General features: G+C 43.2%; 18 protein-coding genes. 10 read left to right on the top strand and 8 right to left on the bottom strand.

All coding sequences use genetic code 11. The annotated features are described in order from the left end of the window. Window positions 1-7: 7 nt before the first annotated feature. The gene (locus PPIS_RS19820) at window positions 8-673 is read left to right on the top strand and encodes a class I SAM-dependent methyltransferase (protein WP_010376062.1); all 666 of its coding nucleotides are present in this window, start codon (window positions 8-10) and stop codon (window positions 671-673) included. Between the two features lie 525 nt (window positions 674-1,198). Here PPIS_RS19820 and PPIS_RS19825 read toward each other — a convergent pair. Continuing rightward, a complete protein-coding gene (locus PPIS_RS19825) occupies window positions 1,199-1,744 on the bottom strand; it encodes a DUF6942 family protein (RefSeq protein WP_248694182.1) in 546 nt (181 codons plus the stop codon). Between the two features lie 171 nt (window positions 1,745-1,915). On the opposite strand from PPIS_RS19825, the gene PPIS_RS19830 reads away from it, so the two are divergent. From PPIS_RS19830 to PPIS_RS19840, 3 genes are all read left to right on the top strand, one after another. Continuing rightward, window positions 1,916-2,452: a lipocalin family protein gene (locus PPIS_RS19830; protein WP_010376057.1), complete on the top strand. Its 537-nt coding sequence runs from the start codon at window positions 1,916-1,918 to the stop codon at window positions 2,450-2,452. 196 nt (window positions 2,453-2,648) lie between these two features. Continuing rightward, the gene (locus PPIS_RS19835; RefSeq protein ID WP_010376054.1) at window positions 2,649-4,577 is read left to right on the top strand and encodes an alkaline phosphatase PhoX; all 1,929 of its coding nucleotides are present in this window, start codon (window positions 2,649-2,651) and stop codon (window positions 4,575-4,577) included. A 66-nt stretch (window positions 4,578-4,643) separates the two neighbouring features. Further along, window positions 4,644-6,299 carry a hypothetical protein gene (locus tag PPIS_RS19840; RefSeq protein ID WP_010376052.1) on the top strand — a complete coding sequence of 552 codons (1,656 nt, stop codon included), beginning with the start codon at window positions 4,644-4,646 and terminating at the stop codon, window positions 6,297-6,299. Between the two features lie 485 nt (window positions 6,300-6,784). On the opposite strand, the gene PPIS_RS19845 is transcribed toward PPIS_RS19840, so the two are convergent. From PPIS_RS19845 to PPIS_RS19855, 3 genes are read right to left on the bottom strand one after another with little or no spacing between them, the layout of a single operon-like run. After that, entirely contained in the window at window positions 6,785-7,117 is a 333-nt protein-coding gene (locus PPIS_RS19845; protein ID WP_010376049.1) for a DUF3325 domain-containing protein, read from the bottom strand. Then, window positions 7,117-8,700 (bottom strand): PepSY-associated TM helix domain-containing protein, encoded by a 1,584-nt coding sequence (locus PPIS_RS19850; protein ID WP_010376047.1) that lies wholly within the window; start codon window positions 8,698-8,700, stop codon window positions 7,117-7,119. The genes PPIS_RS19845 and PPIS_RS19850 overlap by 1 nt, the downstream gene beginning before the upstream one ends. Then, on the bottom strand, window positions 8,697-8,966 hold the full coding sequence (locus PPIS_RS19855; RefSeq protein WP_248694183.1) for a hypothetical protein: 270 nt from the start codon (window positions 8,964-8,966) through the stop codon (window positions 8,697-8,699). Before PPIS_RS19855 ends, PPIS_RS19850 begins: the two co-directional genes overlap by 4 nt. A 228-nt stretch (window positions 8,967-9,194) precedes the next feature. On the opposite strand from PPIS_RS19855, the gene PPIS_RS19860 reads away from it, so the two are divergent. Together PPIS_RS19860 and PPIS_RS19865 are read left to right on the top strand one after the other, a co-directional pair. Further along, window positions 9,195-9,761 carry a uracil-DNA glycosylase family protein gene (locus PPIS_RS19860; RefSeq protein WP_010376044.1) on the top strand — a complete coding sequence of 189 codons (567 nt, stop codon included), beginning with the start codon at window positions 9,195-9,197 and terminating at the stop codon, window positions 9,759-9,761. A 199-nt stretch (window positions 9,762-9,960) separates the two neighbouring features. Further along, window positions 9,961-10,317 (top strand): hypothetical protein, encoded by a 357-nt coding sequence (locus PPIS_RS19865; protein ID WP_010376042.1) that lies wholly within the window; start codon window positions 9,961-9,963, stop codon window positions 10,315-10,317. A 51-nt stretch (window positions 10,318-10,368) separates the two neighbouring features. Here PPIS_RS19865 and PPIS_RS19870 read toward each other — a convergent pair whose 3' ends face one another. Continuing rightward, the gene (locus PPIS_RS19870; RefSeq protein ID WP_010376040.1) at window positions 10,369-11,214 is read right to left on the bottom strand and encodes an SDR family oxidoreductase; all 846 of its coding nucleotides are present in this window, start codon (window positions 11,212-11,214) and stop codon (window positions 10,369-10,371) included. A gap of 103 nt (window positions 11,215-11,317) precedes the next feature. Here PPIS_RS19870 and PPIS_RS19875 point away from each other — a divergent pair, with 103 nt between their 5' ends. Together PPIS_RS19875 and PPIS_RS19880 are read left to right on the top strand one after the other, a co-directional pair. After that, window positions 11,318-12,214 (top strand): LysR family transcriptional regulator, encoded by an 897-nt coding sequence (locus PPIS_RS19875; protein ID WP_010376038.1) that lies wholly within the window; start codon window positions 11,318-11,320, stop codon window positions 12,212-12,214. Between the two features lie 135 nt (window positions 12,215-12,349). Next, on the top strand, window positions 12,350-12,769 hold the full coding sequence (locus PPIS_RS19880) for a DoxX family protein (protein ID WP_010376036.1): 420 nt from the start codon (window positions 12,350-12,352) through the stop codon (window positions 12,767-12,769). Window positions 12,770-13,020: 251 nt separating this feature from the next. Here the strand turns inward: PPIS_RS19880 and PPIS_RS19885 are convergent, their stop codons facing one another. The 3 genes from PPIS_RS19885 to PPIS_RS19895 all read right to left on the bottom strand — a co-directional run bounded on the left by PPIS_RS19885 (window position 13,021) and on the right by PPIS_RS19895 (window position 15,294). Further along, window positions 13,021-13,746, bottom strand: a complete 726-nt coding sequence (locus PPIS_RS19885; RefSeq protein WP_010376034.1) for an ABC transporter permease — start codon at window positions 13,744-13,746, stop codon at window positions 13,021-13,023. Between the two features lie 2 nt (window positions 13,747-13,748). Further along, window positions 13,749-14,636, bottom strand: coding sequence for an ABC transporter ATP-binding protein (locus PPIS_RS19890; protein ID WP_010376032.1), 888 nt, complete (start codon window positions 14,634-14,636; stop codon window positions 13,749-13,751). Window positions 14,637-14,784: 148 nt separating this feature from the next. Beyond that, window positions 14,785-15,294, bottom strand: coding sequence for a DUF2141 domain-containing protein (locus PPIS_RS19895; RefSeq protein WP_010376030.1), 510 nt, complete (start codon window positions 15,292-15,294; stop codon window positions 14,785-14,787). Window positions 15,295-15,564: 270 nt separating this feature from the next. Here PPIS_RS19895 and PPIS_RS19900 point away from each other — a divergent pair, with 270 nt between their 5' ends. Continuing rightward, window positions 15,565-15,852, top strand: a complete 288-nt coding sequence (locus PPIS_RS19900; RefSeq protein WP_010376028.1) for a pirin-like C-terminal cupin domain-containing protein — start codon at window positions 15,565-15,567, stop codon at window positions 15,850-15,852. A 9-nt stretch (window positions 15,853-15,861) separates the two neighbouring features. Continuing rightward, window positions 15,862-16,845 (top strand): glutathione S-transferase family protein, encoded by a 984-nt coding sequence (locus tag PPIS_RS19905; RefSeq protein WP_010376026.1) that lies wholly within the window; start codon window positions 15,862-15,864, stop codon window positions 16,843-16,845. The last annotated feature ends 23 nt before the right edge of the window (window positions 16,846-16,868 follow it).

The raw sequence follows: 16,868 nt of genomic DNA on the forward strand, positions 1-16,868 counted from the left end.
AATTTGGATGCCGACTTTTACGGGCGAAGAAGCCCAAAACTACGACTCGAGGATCACAAAATTAGTGCCGGGCTATGCGTTAATTCACCAACTTACTGGGGCACAACTTTTAGCACTTTACCCAGATAGCGCAACCATTTTGGTTGTGGGTGCAGGGACAGGCAAAGAAATTGTAGAGCTTGCTCAGCTAAACCCGAGTTGGCGGTTTATAGCGCAAGATGTATCTGCTGATATGTTGGCAATTGCAGATCAGCATTTTACTAAGTTAGGCCTACAGGAGCGCGTGCAGATCCATCATGGCGCGATTTCACCACAGGCCTATCAAGCGGATGCGGTACTGTGCTTGCTGGTGATGCACTTTGTAAAAGATAACGGTGATAAAGCAAGCTTGTTTAAGCAAATGAGTGAGCAGCTAAAGTCGGATGGGCGTCTTTTTATTGCCGACTTAGAAAAACCTGCGACAAGCTTTGAACGTGAAGCGCAATTAATCGTTTGCAAACAACTTGGGCTGACTGATGTTGGCGAGCAGCGCATGAGGGTGAATTTAGAGCATGAGTTTTACCCCTTGGATAAGATGCGTCTTGCAGAGCTGCTAGACACCGCAGGTTTTGGCATTGCTAAACCTTTCTTCAAAGCCCTTGGGTTTGCAGGCTTTGTGGTAGAAAAACAGTAGTTTTTTATCTAAATAACCTGAGGTTCGGATAATTAATGCCTTCTAGCAGCCAGTTTTAGCGCTAACTGCGTTGAATTCACTTCCAATAGCCAGCTATTGGTGCGTAAATTCGCCTTGCCTACAGGATGTAGGTACCTTAGCGAGAGCAGGACGCGGAAGCGGTGTTATCTATCCCCAAAACTCTCTGGCTAGACAAAGAGGTAAATTAAGTTGTGCGTTAACTGCAATGAGTTAGCTCATTCCTTATCCAAACCTCAGGTTAAATAAGCCAGACCACATAAGGGTTTGGCTTTTACCTTCTAACTCTTTCAAAGTAGCTTGTATTAAGTTAGTAAAATAGTGATCTATACCAAGTCAATTGCTGCTCTGCCACTGACGTCACCGCGCTTTATCTATCTATAACTTCTAAAAAGTTAGTAAAACTCTGATCTCAATGACTGTGATACGGAAGGTAGATCAGTATTTTACTTAGTAAAAATTTGATCTATTCACGAATTGGTATGCAGTTCAGTTGTCGCCTAATATCTAACCTTGTCTTATTATCTCTACTAACTTATTGATTTTTATATTACTAAGTTGGCGATAATCCAAAAATGGCGAAATGATAAGGCGCAAGTTATAGTCAACGACGAACTCATCATCTAGCCAAATTAGATTGTTAGTAAAAATCTGATCTCTGAGCAATGATTTCGCGTAGGTGCGTCCTGCAATAATATGCCAATCGTATGTTTTTGCTGAAAAATCAGGCGTTGAGAAGAGCAGGGCTTCTTGACTTGAAGCTTGAAGTAATGCGCTATCACGATATGACTGCCAAGTTGAATAGTTAGTAATATCGTGATCTGGCAGCCTTGCAGCAAATAAGAACTTGGCAAAAACATTGAAGATTTTCCGCCAACCATTGCCGCAATGCGCATTAATATGTTCGATCTCCCTATTGGCTAACGCACTGACTTGCATCAAATTATTATAAGGTTCTATGCTTGGTGGATGTTCAATATAAAACGCAACTTTACCCGTTGCTACACCCAAACCATGAGTTAGTATTTTTTTGCTCTGTGCTGTATTCATCATACTTTGCTGCGAACTATTCATTTGCACGTAAGTTTAAAATAAATAAGGTGAAATTGGCATGGTAAGGGTCTCAATTTAAATTTTATTCTTACTAGGTAAAAATCGAACCTATCGTTAATCTTAGTGCTTGGTTTCTACGTATGACATTAAGATGGAATATGGAGAACTTATATGAAAGTACGTCAGTTATTTTTCACGGTGATTTTGGTGCTTGTAGTTTCAGCATGCACAGGGCTGCCTGAGGGCATTAAACCAGTTAAAGACTTTAATGTTGAGCGTTATACTGGCACCTGGTATGAAATTGCGCGATTAGATCACTCATTTGAAAGGGGAATGCAGAACGTCACGGCGACGTATAGCCAAAATCCTGACGGTTCAATTAAAGTCGTCAATAAGGGATATGTAACAGAGGAAGGGGAGTGGAAAGAAGCGATTGGCAAAGCTAAGTTTGTTGCAAATGATGAAATAGCGCATCTGAAAGTGTCATTTTTTGGTCCGTTTTATGGCAGTTATGTGGTATTCGAGTTAGATGAGGATTACCAATATGCATTTGTTACCAGCTACAACCGTGATTACCTTTGGTTGCTTTCTAGAGCACCTAAAGTGTCCGATACCGTAATGAACAAGTTTAAAACCATGTCAGAACAATATGGTTTTAACACCAATGAACTTATCTATATGAGACACAAACCCGTTCAAAAAGAATAGTGTAAACCCCCTTTACACTAAAGTTCCTTTTATGGGTATTTTAACTTACTAACAGAAGGGAGGCTGTATGTAGGTTGAGTCTAAGTGTCTTATTCCTGTAGGAAATGGTTAATAAATCATTCAGTCAACTGTAACAGGAACACTTCACACTGTTGCACGCTTTACAAAAAATAATACTTAGGAACTGGAGTAACTCATGAAGCGTGTAGCATATTCTCTTATTGCAGCAGCAGTTGCAATGGCACTTACAGCCTGTGATGGTGACGATGGAGCACAAGGTCCTGCGGGTCCTCAAGGTGAGCAGGGCACTGCTGGCCAAGACGGTGCAAACGGCACTAATGGATCGAATGGTACTAATGGCTCAAACGGCACAAATGGACAAAATGGTACTGACGGCCAGGACGGTCAAAATGGACAAGACGGCCAAAATGGTCGTGATGGTAGTTACAGCGTACCTGGCCTTGTTCGCATCGCAACCGTCCCAGCTGGTGCTGAAGTAACAGGTCTATTTCTTTCTGAAGGGGGTGACTTGTTCTTCAATGTACAGCACCCAAATGATACCAACACAGCTACTGATAAGTTCAATAGCAAGCCATTCAATACGGGTACTGTTGGTGTACTAACCGGTGTGAACTTTAATAATTTACCTGCAAATATCCCAAGCGCGCCAGTTCCTGCTTCGACCATGGAACAACAAACCGTGATTTCTGCAATTGGTCAATATCAAATTCTAGGCCAAACAGGTGATACATTCGCAAACCTTGGCACTAAGGGGTTAGCAGGTGGTTTGGGTGTACATTACAGCATCTCAACTGGTGAAGAAATCATTAAAAATGATAACCCTGATTTCAATGGTTATATTCCAGTCGATGCAAACACAGGTTACCTATTCACAAACTGGGAAGCGTACCCAGGTGGTGTCAGTCGTTTGAAAATGAGTAAAGCGACAACGGGTAAATGGTCAATCGAAGAAGCCATGATGGTAGACTTTGACGGTGTTAAAGGCACTGCTGCTAACTGCTTTGGTTCAGTATCACCTTGGGGCACACCGCTGACTTCGGAAGAATGGATTGTCTGGTCTGAAGTTGATTCAACACAAGATCCACAGTGGAATAACCCTGCTGAAACAGGTAACGACACAATGGAAGCGTTAATGGCACCTGATTTCCCTAACCCTTATCGCTACGGTTACATTGCAGAAATCAAAAATCCTACAACCGAAACGCCTGATGTTGTAAAACACTTTACAATCGGTCGTTATGAGCATGAAAACTCAGTTGTAATGCCTGACCGTCGTACTGTCTATTCCTCACAAGATGATACCGGTGGCGTATTATTTAAATTTGTTGCAGATCAACCAGAAGACTTAAGTGCAGGTACCCTATACGCAGCAAAGCTAACTCAAGATGCAGGCCTTACCGATCCGGCTGTAACTGGCTTTGACATTAGCTGGGTTGAGCTTGGTAGCGGCAGTAATGCACAGATTGAAACTTGGGTGGCCGAATACGACGGCATCAATGAGACTGACTATGTTGAAGGTCAAACAAGCTATCTGTCTGTTGCTGATGTAAAAGCGTGGGCAGAAGGTGCTGCTACTTATCCAACAGTTGCAAACGGTGGTGGTAAAGTAACGGCAGGTAAAGCGATGGACAACCGTGCTATCTTCCTTGAGTCTCGTCAGGCTGCACGCCAAAAAGGCGCTACGGCTGAATGGCGTAAACTTGAAGGCTTAAGCATCAACCATAACCGCGTACTTGAGGCGGTAACTGGTCAAGATGTTGTTGCCGGTGAGGTGGTAGATAAAGCCTATATGTATATCGGTATCTCGGATATCGACAACACCATGATTGATGGCGAAGGTGACATGCAGCTTTCTGCGCGTGTTAAAGATTGTGGCGGTGTATACCGTGCTCATATCGATAACAACTATAACTTAACTCGCATTGAACCGGTTGTCATGGGTGCAACTTACCGCTCGTCACTAACTGGCGCTGAGCGTTGTGACGTCAATCAGCTTTCGCAGCCTGATAACGTAATCGTAATGGAAGATGGTCGCATCATCATTGGTGAAGATGGCTTCCAAGAAAACAACACGCTTTGGCTTTATGACCCTAAAGCAAAATAATTAAGCAAGTAGCAGCGCACTTCATGGTGCGCTGCTTTTTTTTAGCAAAATTTTGGAGTCATAAAAATGAAATACGTTAGCCTAACTCTAGTGGCATTGACGAGCGTAGCCTTGTTTGGTTGTAATGATGAACAGACCCAAGGGCTAACCAATACCGCACTTATGTCGGCGCAAACTACAACACCTTATAAGCAGGGTGATGATATTCCTGCGGCCGCATTTATGCAGCACAATGAAGTCTATAACCCTGAATCAGTGATCCCACCTCAGTGTTACACCAAAACGGATGGCGTGAATAACCCTTGCTATGCCTGCCATCAATCATATGATGAAAAAAACCGACCAAACATGATGCGTGATGCCAATTTACAAGGCGCCTATGAGTTTTCCGATCTTGGATTTAAAAACCACTGGAAAAATTTGTTTAAAGATCGTTCTGAGCTTATCAAAGGTATCTCAGATCAAGATATTACTAACTGGGTTAACCAAGATAATTACAGCCCTTTCATCGAAAAACTAAAAAATAACCCCGACTGGAAAGGTGAGATCACCCCGCTTAACAACTTGGCATATCCGGAAAAAGCCTTCGATGAGCTTGGTATAGCAAAAGACGGCAGTGGCTGGGTGGCATTCAATTATAAGCCTTTTCCTAGTACTTTTTGGCCAACCAATGGCTCGACGGGGGATGTCATGATCCGTCTTGCTGACGCCTTCAGAGAAAAGGGCGAAACGTATAATCAGGACGTCTATCTTGCCAACTTAAGTCTGGTTGAAATGGCTGTAAAGGGGCTTGACGAAATATCAACGCCAGTGATTTCTGAATCGCGAGTTGGCGTAGATTTAAATGGTGATGGCAAACTCACACAGATCACCAGCATGCTGCGCAGTGAACGTTACCTTGGTGATGCCAATCCTATCGAGCTTGCTCATCAGTTATATCCACAAGACACTGAATTCTTACACACCGTTCGGTATATTGGAGTGGATGATAATGGCCAAGTATTTAATGCGCCAAGAATGAAAGAAGTGCGCTACATGAAGAAGCACAACTTTAAATCCAAACAATCACTCGGTGCTGCTTACTACAGAGAAGCTAAAGAAAAGTCATTCGAAAATTACCCACAAACGCTTTATTTGGGCGACCAAGGGATCAATAACAACTTCGGTTGGACAATTAACGGTTATATTGAAGACAAAAATGGTGCGCTTCGTCCGCAACATGAGCAAGAGCTTGCTTTTTGTAATGGTTGTCACAAAACCATTGGCTCAACCTATGACCAAACCTTCTCGTTTGCGCGTAAAGTTGAAGGCAAACTGGGTTGGGGTTATATCAATTTAAAAGAGATGCAAGACGTACCTAACAAAGGCGAAGAGCAGGGCGAGTTCTTGACCTATATGATGCGTGTTGGCGGTGGGGATGAGTTTAGGCAAAACCAAGAGATGCTAATGCGCTGGTTTAACAAGGATGGTACGGTAAACAGCAAAAAAGTGCAGTCTGCGAAAAACCTTTATGAATTGATCACACCATCAAAACCACGTGCGCTGGCGCTGAATAAAGCCTACTTAACCATTGTCAAAGAGCAAAGCTACCTGTTCGGTCGTGACGCCACTATAGTAAAAGCGCGTAATGTGCTTGAACAAGTCGATGATTCTCAACAGCCTCTAGAGCCAGAGCACCGATATGTGTGGGATATGCAGCTGGATTGGAATAAAGCCGAGTAAATCGTGTTCAGGGTAGGGGCGCTTCCTACCCTGAGTTGATAAAGGCTCAAAGATAAAGGGACTGGCACTGATAAACTGCCATCATCCTAAGAGGTAGTTTCAAATTGAAATTGCACGCTAATCTTCTTATCACATAGACCTTGAAGGTAAGATAAAGCTTAAGCTCGGATCAGAGCAGAATTACTCTTCTCGCTTTCTGGATCAGAATTTAACCAACCAACAGATTTCCTTTGGCGCTTAGATCAGAATTTTACTAAGTTAGTCCGAGAACAAGACTACCAGATCATGTTTTTACCAACTGATTAAGCTAATTGAGCTCATGAGATCATGATTTTACTAACCTAACTTAGTTTGAGTTAGTAAATTTGCGGTGTATAGCGTCATTATTGCTGATATTTTATGCTAAATGATGTGGTTTCAAAGAGTTAACAAAGGAATGTTAGTAAAATTGTGATCTAAAAAAGGCGCCATTAGTGGCGCCTTAGTTAAAATATGATCCAATACAGCGTACTGAGCAGCATAGCGGTAATGACTAGGTAAAATAGTGATCTGAAGTAACTAGGTTTGGTCGCAAAGATAGCGATAAGTAGTAATACTGCCAAGGTCATATAACCGATAAACTCTAAGCTACCGTAGGCCCCTTGAGTTTTAAGAGCAAGTGCCAAGCTGCCGCTGAGGCAAAGCCAGCCGGCAATGGTTAATTGGTTTGTTATGTTTCCTTTTGGACGTGTACCAAATACTTCTTTATAGTGATTGGGTTTTGCTACTGCAAAACCCATAAACGCTAGCAGACAAAGTAAAAACGTTAGCCATTCCATTAGGCGTTTACCTCATGTTTTGCTTGGCGACGTGGTGTCGCTGGTGCTGCTTTGGTACTGCCGAGCTTTTTGGCTTGAACCAAGAAACCGAACGCGATACCAATAGCCATCACATCAAAACCAAATAATACCCACTGACCATTAATGAAATAGCTCACAAGACTGCTATCAGTGGTTAGCATATTTACGACAGGCAGTAGGCCCCACACGATTGCATTCACTTTCGCAGATAGCCGCCACGCTAGTCTATCCGACTTAAAGAGAGCAGCCAGAGTGAATACTCCCCACGTAACAAAGAACGCCAGAACTTCTTTGTCTGCACGCCCCGCTAATTCCACTGGAAGCAATCGGTTTGCATAAAAGAACATCGCCGTTGCGGCTGGCAGACCCATAATGGTGCCTAAATTGAGCGACTCCACAAGCCTAAGGCCTACACCCGGCTTGTCATCACCTTTGAGCTTTTGGCGCAGTCTTTTTGCCCACATAACCGCACCCGTTGCAATCATGGCACATCCTGCTAATCCAGCAACAAAGTATAACCAACGCAAAAGCGGCTCTGCTAACCGCCCGGTGTGCAGTGCTATCATTCCGCCGTAAAGATTTTCAGCGCCAGACAGTGTCACATTGTGTGTTTTTAACAACTCTCCTGATGCCGCGCTATACATCCAGCTTGGTGGATCATCCTGAACAGCACGTTGAGCATTGGCATAAAGCTTAATTGTTGCACTTGCATCTCCTGGCGATGAGATCACAATGCGGCGAAGCGGTGCGTCGCCTGAGTTAGTAAAATAATGATCTAACGCTGTATTTAATTCAAGATCCTGCAGTGGCTGTCCTGTTTCAGGGATCTCAGCAAGAAAGGGGTAGCGTTCGGCTCGGAGCGTTTTTGTATCTTCAAAGCGCTGCTCGGCAGGTTGTGGCAGCAACATAAAGATAAGCGTCACTAAGCCAGTATAAGTGATCATAATATGAAACGGTAATGCCACCACTGAAGAGAGATTGTGGGCGTCTAGCCAACTTCTCAACCCTTTCCCGTTTCTAAATTGGAATAGGTCTTTGAAAATGCGCTTATGGATCACTACGCCAGAAATAAGCGCAATCAGCATAAACAGAGTTGCAAAACAGACAATCCAACGCGCGGTGATCGCGTTCATGTAATGCAAGTCAAAATGCAGACGGTAGAAAAAGTTACCACCTTTAGTCTCTCTAAACTCAGGAAGTGCCTCCAGCGTTACTGGGTCAAGATACTCCGAGTGGCGTTTTCCGCGCCTTTCTCCTTCTGCTGGCTTTTCTGAGTACATCAGTAGCAAGCTGGGGCGACGCTCCGTTGGCATTTCAATACGCCAAGATTCTGCGTTTGGTGCTATATCTTGAAACCGCTCGATACTCTTTTTGACGGTTTCATTTTGTTGAGCGCTATCGTAATGAGGTAGATGATGTGTCGCAGGTTGTGCCCACAGACTGATCTCATGTCTGAAAAAACTCGCTGTACCGGCAAAAAAGATTAAAAACAGCAACCAACAAACGAGTAAACCAACCCAAGTGTGTAGCCAAGTCATACTGCGGAAAAATGACTCTCTCACAGGGAGCCTCCAAAATGCGTAAGTGCGCCGTAGAGAATACAAAGTAGTCCGATCATGCCAAGAAATACTTTTCTAAAAGAGCGGCATCCAAACACCCAAATAAAAACGATGGCGTAAAAGACGATGCCGGTTGTTAATGCATATAAAAGCGCATCTAGGCGCGGAGTAGGTAAAGTTAAAGCTAACAAAGATGAAGCCAAAACGGTCACGTAATAGCCGCCGAAAATAGCGATGAAAAAGCGTGCTAGCACTTCAGCTCTGTACAAAATAGCCTTATTGTTTGTGTTATCCCGACTAGGCATAGCACCTCTTAAAAAGACAGAAAACGTAATAGAATATTATCCAATAATTTGCATCTAAATGATAGTGATTCGTACTTGTTTTAAGTTGAGTGGAGGCGTTTTAACGACTAAGTGCTTTTGGTTCAATGGGGTTTTGAATGTGGTTATGTCATAATCACCCACGGTGCGATTGGGTAAAACAGGTAAGGGAAGATGGATATTTTTGAACGTGTTAGGCAGTGCAGGCTTTGCGATAAAATGCTTCCCATGGGGGCAAAACCTATCATCCAAGGCAGTTATAAGGCCAAAGTCTTAATTATAGGCCAAGCGCCGGGGTTAAAAGCACATCAAACCTGCCAGCCGTTTAATGACCCAAGTGGAGATAGATTGCGAGACTGGCTCGGTGTAAATCGAATACAGTTTTATAACCCTGAACTATTTGCCATTATGCCTATGGCGTTTTGTTACCCGGGTAAAGGGAAGTCTGGAGATTTACCGCCGCCTAAAATCTGCGCGCCAACGTGGCATTCTCAGGTGTTAGCTACACTCAGCCACGTATCGTTGACACTACTTATTGGGCAATATGCGCAAAAATGCTACTTAACGCAATATTCATCAGTAACTGAGATGGTAAAAAATGCTGACTTTTCCAGCCAAAGTCATTTGCCATTACCTCATCCTAGCCCCCGTAATCAGATCTGGTTAAAAAAGCACGACTGGTTTGAAAAAGACAGTGTACCGCAGTTAAAGACAAGAGTTTCAGCTGCGCTATCATCTTGATAACGCGATAATTAAGTTTTCAATTAATGCTTTAGGGTTAGGTTTAAAATCAAAGGCAATCTGATAGGTTTAAAACTAAGGAATAAAGGTCATATCAGCCAATATTTATCACCATTTAGTTGCGTAATTACGAGTATTACCTCATACTCCAGCCTGTTTACATAACAAACACTTTTTAACATTTTCAAAGGACTTGATAATGATATACAAAACTACCGGTTGGGCTGCTGTACTCCTTTCTCTCGTCGCATTTTATCCTAGTATGCAACCTGGTACGTTTTCCGTTATAGGCTTCTACTTATGCCTGTTTTCCCTCATTATCGCAGCATTTGCGAGCCATATGGATAAACCGATTTATTTTCGCAGCGTGATCACATTGTCTCTTGTTAACATCTTGTTAGTGAATGATGGTACTCGTGCAAGCCTTTGGTTTGGCCAAAGCGACTGGGTTTATATCGGCTCTATGTACGGTATCTTTTTAGTCGTGGTGAGCATTTGTGGTTTTCTAGTGAGCCGAGACTTATTGATATCAACCTTAGAAGGTAAGGTTGAGTAAAAAATAAGTGCACAAGCAAAGCCTGTGCACTATATCAGCGGTAAAATACGCTTAATTTTTTGCGAGCGACTGGGCCACCGTTGTGGTCGGGCGACCAATCAACTGGCTGAGCGCATTATTCTGGGTTGCCAAATATCCTTGTTGCGCTTGTGCCTCGGCGTCAACCAATAGTGCGGCAAAACCTGCGGGCACGCCAAGAGCAACCAAGTAGGCCAAATACTCTTCGTCAGATACAAACTTTGCTTTTACTTCAACTTGACTATGCTTTGACACAGCTTGTGCCAAACCTTCAATTGTAAATGCGTTATCGCCAGCCAGCTCATAGACTGAATTATCATGGCCAGAACTACTTAATACGGTTGCAGCAGCCAGTGCGTAGTCTGCACGAGCAGCGCTATTGATCTGAGCTTTCGGCGCGATTGAGGTAATGGCATTATTTGCTGTAAATACAGGTACTAAATCAGTGTAGTTCTCGTTATACCATCCATTTCTCAGCATGCTATAAGCCACGCCACTTGATCTCAAATACGCCTCTGTTTCTTTGTGCTCTTTAGCCAGCTTTAGTGGTGAATTGTCCACATTCAAAATACTGGTATAGGCAATTAAGCGCACTTGGTTTTTCACTGCGGCGTCAATAACTGCTTTGTGTTGAGGTGTGCGGCTTCCGATCTGATTGCCTGAGATCAGTAGCAGTTTTTCAACACCTGTAAGTGCTGCGTCAAGTGTGTGCGGTTTGTCGTAATCAGCTTGCCGTACCGTGATCCCTAAATTGGTAAGTGCCTTTCCTTTATCGAGATCTCTAACTAGAGCCACAATGTGCTTGGCTGGGATCTTCTGTGCCAAAAACTCGATAACTAATTGACCTAATTTGCCTGTTGCGCCTGTGATTGCGATCATGATGTATACCTCTTTTTAAAACGAGAATGTATTAGATGTGGCTATTATGCGTGGTAATTTTTGTTATCATAAGTGGGTTAATTCGGTATGGTGAGTTCTGAAATTGAGTACAATAGACTTAAATGCACTAAAACTCTTAGCAATATTTGCAACGGTTGTGGATGTGGGAAGCTTTGCTCAAGCTGCGCGAAAGCTGGCTACTAGCCGTTCTAGAGTGAGTGAACAAGTGTCTCAGTTAGAGACCATGCTAGGCGTTCGACTACTGCAGCGTAGCACGAGGCAACTCACGCTAACGCGAGAGGGGCGTGACATTTTGGCTCAAGCGCATTCATTGCACGCTATTTTGGATGATGTTGAGGTATTGCTCGATAACAAAGAGCCTCATGGTATGGTCTCAATAACCATGACACACGACACCGCACATAAGTTTCTGTTACCTAAACTTCCTGAGCTCACTGCACGATATCCGAAGATCCAGTTAAATATCATCGTTGATGATGACAAGCGCGATATTATTAACGACCAAATAGATCTCGCCATCAGGGTTGGCTTTCCTAAAGATAGCGCACTGGTTGCAAGGCAATTACATCAAGAATGTTTTAAGCTCTATGCAAGCCCTAAACTGATAGCATTGCATGGTTTACCAAGCAAAGACACACAGCTAAATCAGTTACCTTGGTTACTGTTAGAGCAGGCTAAATCAACGGGGATGACACAATTTTATCGTGGCGGTGAAGCCGTAAACTTTACACCAACTCAAGTACATTGGTGCAATTCCCCTATGCTGTTACAACAAATGACAGTGGCAGGATTAGGAGTTGCGCAGTTATTGCCTTCTACTGTGAAGCAAGAAGTTGAGCATGGGGAGTTACAAATGATCTGTCCAGAGTTAAGTAGCGAGCAACTGGTGTTTTCTCTCGTGTATCCATCACGTAAACAAATTCCACCTAGGACACGGGCGGTTATTGACTACCTATTGGAAGCGAATCTGTTTGGATAACTTTAATTCTTTTCAATAGAATGATGTGTGATATTTTTACTAATTTAATTATTTTAAAGCGAACGTATACTTTCTTCTAACGGCTCATCACCGAGAGCCAATCCAATACCGTCTATATTTATCGAGGAAAGTATCATGAACCTAATTAACATCATTAAACCGAACAGTACCATGGCATCAGTATTATCTTTATTTGGTCGAGTAGGGCTGTCAGGCATTTTTATACTGGCTGCGATTAATAAAATCCAATACTTCGAAGGTAATGCTGTATACATGGCTTCAAGCGGATTACCAAGCGAGCTGCTGCCATTGGTTATAGCCTTTGAGTTGATAGGAGGGCTTTTCATTCTTGCGGGAGCATTTACTCAACTGACAGCAATTGCATTTGCAGGGTTTAGTGTTGTCAGTGCGTTGCTGTTTCACTTTGAGCTGGCCGACCAAATGCAGTTCTTAATGTTTTTTAAAAATATTGCAATGGCTGGTGGCTTTCTCGCACTTGCCGTGTCAGGTGCTGGTAAATTCAGTATCGATAGTAAGCTCGTAGAGAGTAAGTAACCTGAGCTGCGGATAATTAATGCCTTTCTAGCAGCCAGTTTTAGCGCTAACTGCGTTGAATTCACTTCCAATAGCCAGCTATTGGTGCGTAAATTCGCCTTGTTTTCCCTAAAACTCTCTGGCTAGACAAGGAAAAAACTAAGTTGTGCTTTAGCAACAATGAGTTGGAACATTCCTTATCCAAACCTCAGGTTAAGTAATTACAAAATAAAAGCGCACAGGGTTGGGGCCGTGCGCTTTTGGTTGTCCTGTTAAGCCTTTTTAAATTTAATTTGTGCGACAAAAAATAATGCTAGCGTTTGTGTAATTAGGGCGGCCACATGGAGGTAAATTGGAAAACCCAAGGTGGTATCAATGGTCGAAAGCGCTAACTGGGAAATATGGAAAGTGGGCAACAGCCAAGCAAACCATTGCATTGCTTCAGGAAATAGTGTGATAGGCAGCCACAAGCCAGAAAGCAAGGAGAGTGGTAGGTAAACTAAATTAACCACTGCAGGTGTCGCTTTTGCTGACACTGACAGCCCAACTAACAGCCCTAACATACACAAAGGCAAGGTGCCGAGCAGGGCAATGGCAATCACGAGTAACCATTGAGCTAAACTTAAAGACACGCCAGAAAATAATGCCAGCAAGCTCATTAGGCAGGCTACGAGCAATGAAAAAGCCGTCGCACTCACACATTTTGCGAGCAGATACTGATAGGGAGAAACGGGAGAGAGCTGCTTGAGTATCAGCCAACCATTTTGCTTTTCAAGGGCGACGTTAACGCCAAAGGAAAATAGCGCAGGTCCTATCATGCCAAATATCAGATAATTGATATACATATAGTTATGGGAGTCATGATGACTGAACACCACGCCGAAGAAAAGATAAAACAAGCAAGGAAATAGGGTGGCTGGGATCACAAAACCCTTACTTCTAAATGTGCTCAAGAGTTCAGTTTTGGTTTCAAGTATAAAGGATGTTGTGTTTATCATGGTTAAGCGCTCCTAGCATTCATTAGAGATAAATAAGCTTCTTCGAGGCTCATTGGGGCTACATACAAATTGCGGATAGAAAATTTCTCTAATAACTGCTGCAAAATATGGTTTGGCTCGTCCGTCAATATAGTGAACTGATCGCCTTTAACATTCAGATCTATCATGGGAAGTGCGTTAACCAGTGCAGCAGCAGACAGGTCGCTGGTGAACTTGATTTGTGAGCGACGATAGGTGTAAGCAAGTTCAGGTATATCGTTAAGCTTGGTACATTTTCCTTCTTTTAACACCAACAATTCATCCGCTAATGCTTCTGCCTCGTGAAGATAGTGTGTGGTAAGGAGTACCGTTTTATTTTGTTGTTTTAACGTCCGTACGGCCTGCCACAGTTGCTGTCTTGACTCTACATCCATACCAACACTGGGTTCATCCAAAAAAACAATGTCGGGATTGCCTGCCAGTGCAATTGCCATAAACAGTCGTTGCTTTTGACCTCCAGATAACGTATCGAAAGTTTGTTCTAAAAATGGTGCTAATTGGCAGAGTGAAATTAACCTCTCCAATGGAATTGGGGCTTGATGGTAACTTGCAAATAACGCTAGAAACTCCTTCACCTTGGTTTGCAGAGGTAGTCCGCCTAACTGCATCATGGCACCCACGCGCTGGCGACAAAAATCAGACTCAGGCTGATGACCAAGAACCGAAACTCGTCCTGAAGTGGGTCTTAGTCTGCCAAGCATTATATTGATTAGGGTGGTTTTTCCTGCGCCATTTGGACCAAGAATGGAATATACTTTACCCTGTTCAAGCGTAAAGTTTAGGTCTGCTAATATTGGCTTAGTATTGTTGTATGCAAAACTGATATTTGATAACTCAATGGCGTTGCTCACCGTCTTCGCTCCTACTGAACTGTACGATTTGCAGTATGCGCTGCTATAAGATGAAGCGTGAGTGAGGGTTGTCAGGAAATAAAATGACAAATGTCAGAACTTAAAAAGAGAACTCACAGGCATTGCTGCACCTGTGAGTATTCAAGCATTACAGCCCTGTCATTTTTGATAAATGCGTAGAGAGGGCAAGTTGGATCTTAGTGTCAGGGGCCTTTACAGTAAACAAAGCCTCTTCAAAATCGCCTTTTGAAAAGCTATCGTGAATGTTATTCGACAGCGCATAAGGCTCACTTGGCATACCGGTAAATGGGAAGATCATCCGATCCATGCCGCCATCACCATCTTCGTCATGGATCACGTGGATCGCATACTGGCCTGCAGGCACGCCTTCAAAAGTGACCGTTGTGGTAGGGGTTTGCGGTGTGACAATCAGCTTGCGGAAAAAGTGAGCGTCTGGATCATTCACATTTTTATCGCTGTGGTAGTCAGCGCTGTTGTCAAATAACAGTACTAGCATTTGACCATCGGTATTGGTCACATCAGTGATCTCAACCGTAAGATTCGTTGGGGGACCTGCAACCGTATTTACGCTTACCGGACTTGTTGAACTACACGCCGCAAGTAGTGCCAGCGCAAACAATAAACTTAGGGACCTCATCCTTTGCTCCTATTAAGGGTTAAATTGTAGCTTCACAAGCTTGTCAGATAATTGTGTAAATACTGTTAAAAATTGTTAGATGCGAGCAATGTTAAAGACTGTTCTGACCAGTATGACCACGCGTTGTAATAGATTGGAACAATCATTCGATGTAATAGAACGAAATAGCCAAATTTGACTAATTTTATTCTCACGCAGGTTTGGTAGGCTAACTATTAAATAATTGCGCTGAACTGATTATTCCAAGTTCAGGTTAACCCGAGAGCTATTATGAAAATTATTCGAACTAACAAAGCACAGGCAACACAAGATGGTGCTGGCGTAAATATTAACCGCATCGCTGGATTTGAAAACTATGGGGAGCAAACGCTGCTTGAGCTTGACCCAAGTAAAAACCTAGCTCTCTTAGCGACGGATGATGTTGGCTTTTTGATCCTTGTAGGGCAGCCGATTAATGAAAAAATAGCGCATATGGGACCATTTGTGATGAATACCCAAGAGGAGCTTCATCAAGCGGTAAGAGATTATCAACAAGGACGCTTCGGCGATATTGTATAGGGGGTTTACATGGGATTATTAATTGACGGTCAATGGCACGATAAGTGGTATGACACAAAAAGTAGCCAAGGCAAGTTTGAGCGTGAGTCTGCAAAACTAAGAAATTGGGTAACAGCAGACGGCAGTGCAGGGCCAACGGGTAAAGCGGGCTTTAAAGCCGAGTCTGGACGTTACCATTTGTATGTTTCTCTTGCGTGTCCTTGGGCTCATAGAACGCTCATTTTCCGAAAGCTTAAACATTTAGAGGCGCATATTGATGTATCGATTGTAGACCCTGATATGTTAGATCAAGGTTGGTGTTTTACCAGTCAGCGTCCAGAAGTCGGTGATAGCCTGTATCAGCTCAGCTTTATGCATCAGCTGTATACGAAAAACGACCCAAATTATTCGGGTCGAGTCACGGTGCCAGTCCTTTGGGATAAACAAACGGAGCAAATCGTGAGCAACGAATCGAGTGAAATCATTCGTATGTTTAATCGTGCCTTTAACCAGATAACGGGAAACGACACTGATTATTACCCAGAGGCGCTACAGCATGAAATCGATGAAATAAACGACTTTGTTTATCACAACATCAACAATGGCGTATATAAAGCCGGATTTGCGACAACCCAAGATGCTTATCACAGTGCGGTAAGCGCGTTATTTAACGCGCTAGATAAGCTCGAAGCAAGACTCGCTGCGCAACGTTATCTTGTGAAAGGACAATTAACGGAAGCCGACTGGAGACTATTTACGACTCTCATCCGTTTCGACAGCGTGTACCATGGTCACTTCAAGTGCAACATTAAGCAAATCGAAGATTACCCCAATATTTCTGCGTATGTGCGTGACATATATCAACATCAAGGTATTGCAGATACGGTTGATTTTTACCACATTAAAAGGCACTACTACTTTAGCCATACGATGATCAATCCAACCCAAGTGGTACCAGAAGGGCCAAGCATTGATTATCACCGTTTTCATAACCGTAAAGGCATCACGTTGTAAATAACCTCCGTGTGCAGGGTAAG

The organism is Pseudoalteromonas piscicida (assembly GCF_000238315.3).
GTDB classification, from domain to species: domain Bacteria; phylum Pseudomonadota; class Gammaproteobacteria; order Enterobacterales; family Alteromonadaceae; genus Pseudoalteromonas; species Pseudoalteromonas piscicida.

What these genes read in the sequence shown, in the direction of transcription:
- PPIS_RS19820 (WP_010376062.1), top strand. Translation starts at nt 8, where the DNA reads ATGCCGACTTTTACGGGCGAAGAAGCCCAAAACTACGACTCGAGGATC.
- PPIS_RS19825 (WP_248694182.1), bottom strand. Translation starts at nt 1,744, where the DNA reads ATGATGAATACAGCACAGAGCAAAAAAATACTAACTCATGGTTTGGGT.
- PPIS_RS19830 (WP_010376057.1), top strand. Translation starts at nt 1,916, where the DNA reads ATGAAAGTACGTCAGTTATTTTTCACGGTGATTTTGGTGCTTGTAGTT.
- PPIS_RS19835 (WP_010376054.1), top strand. Translation starts at nt 2,649, where the DNA reads ATGAAGCGTGTAGCATATTCTCTTATTGCAGCAGCAGTTGCAATGGCA.
- PPIS_RS19840 (WP_010376052.1), top strand. Translation starts at nt 4,644, where the DNA reads ATGAAATACGTTAGCCTAACTCTAGTGGCATTGACGAGCGTAGCCTTG.
- PPIS_RS19845 (WP_010376049.1), bottom strand. Translation starts at nt 7,117, where the DNA reads ATGGAATGGCTAACGTTTTTACTTTGTCTGCTAGCGTTTATGGGTTTT.
- PPIS_RS19860 (WP_010376044.1), top strand. Translation starts at nt 9,195, where the DNA reads ATGGATATTTTTGAACGTGTTAGGCAGTGCAGGCTTTGCGATAAAATG.
- PPIS_RS19865 (WP_010376042.1), top strand. Translation starts at nt 9,961, where the DNA reads ATGATATACAAAACTACCGGTTGGGCTGCTGTACTCCTTTCTCTCGTC.
- PPIS_RS19870 (WP_010376040.1), bottom strand. Translation starts at nt 11,214, where the DNA reads ATGATCGCAATCACAGGCGCAACAGGCAAATTAGGTCAATTAGTTATC.
- PPIS_RS19880 (WP_010376036.1), top strand. Translation starts at nt 12,350, where the DNA reads ATGAACCTAATTAACATCATTAAACCGAACAGTACCATGGCATCAGTA.
- PPIS_RS19885 (WP_010376034.1), bottom strand. Translation starts at nt 13,746, where the DNA reads ATGATAAACACAACATCCTTTATACTTGAAACCAAAACTGAACTCTTG.
- PPIS_RS19895 (WP_010376030.1), bottom strand. Translation starts at nt 15,294, where the DNA reads ATGAGGTCCCTAAGTTTATTGTTTGCGCTGGCACTACTTGCGGCGTGT.
- PPIS_RS19900 (WP_010376028.1), top strand. Translation starts at nt 15,565, where the DNA reads ATGAAAATTATTCGAACTAACAAAGCACAGGCAACACAAGATGGTGCT.
- PPIS_RS19905 (WP_010376026.1), top strand. Translation starts at nt 15,862, where the DNA reads ATGGGATTATTAATTGACGGTCAATGGCACGATAAGTGGTATGACACA.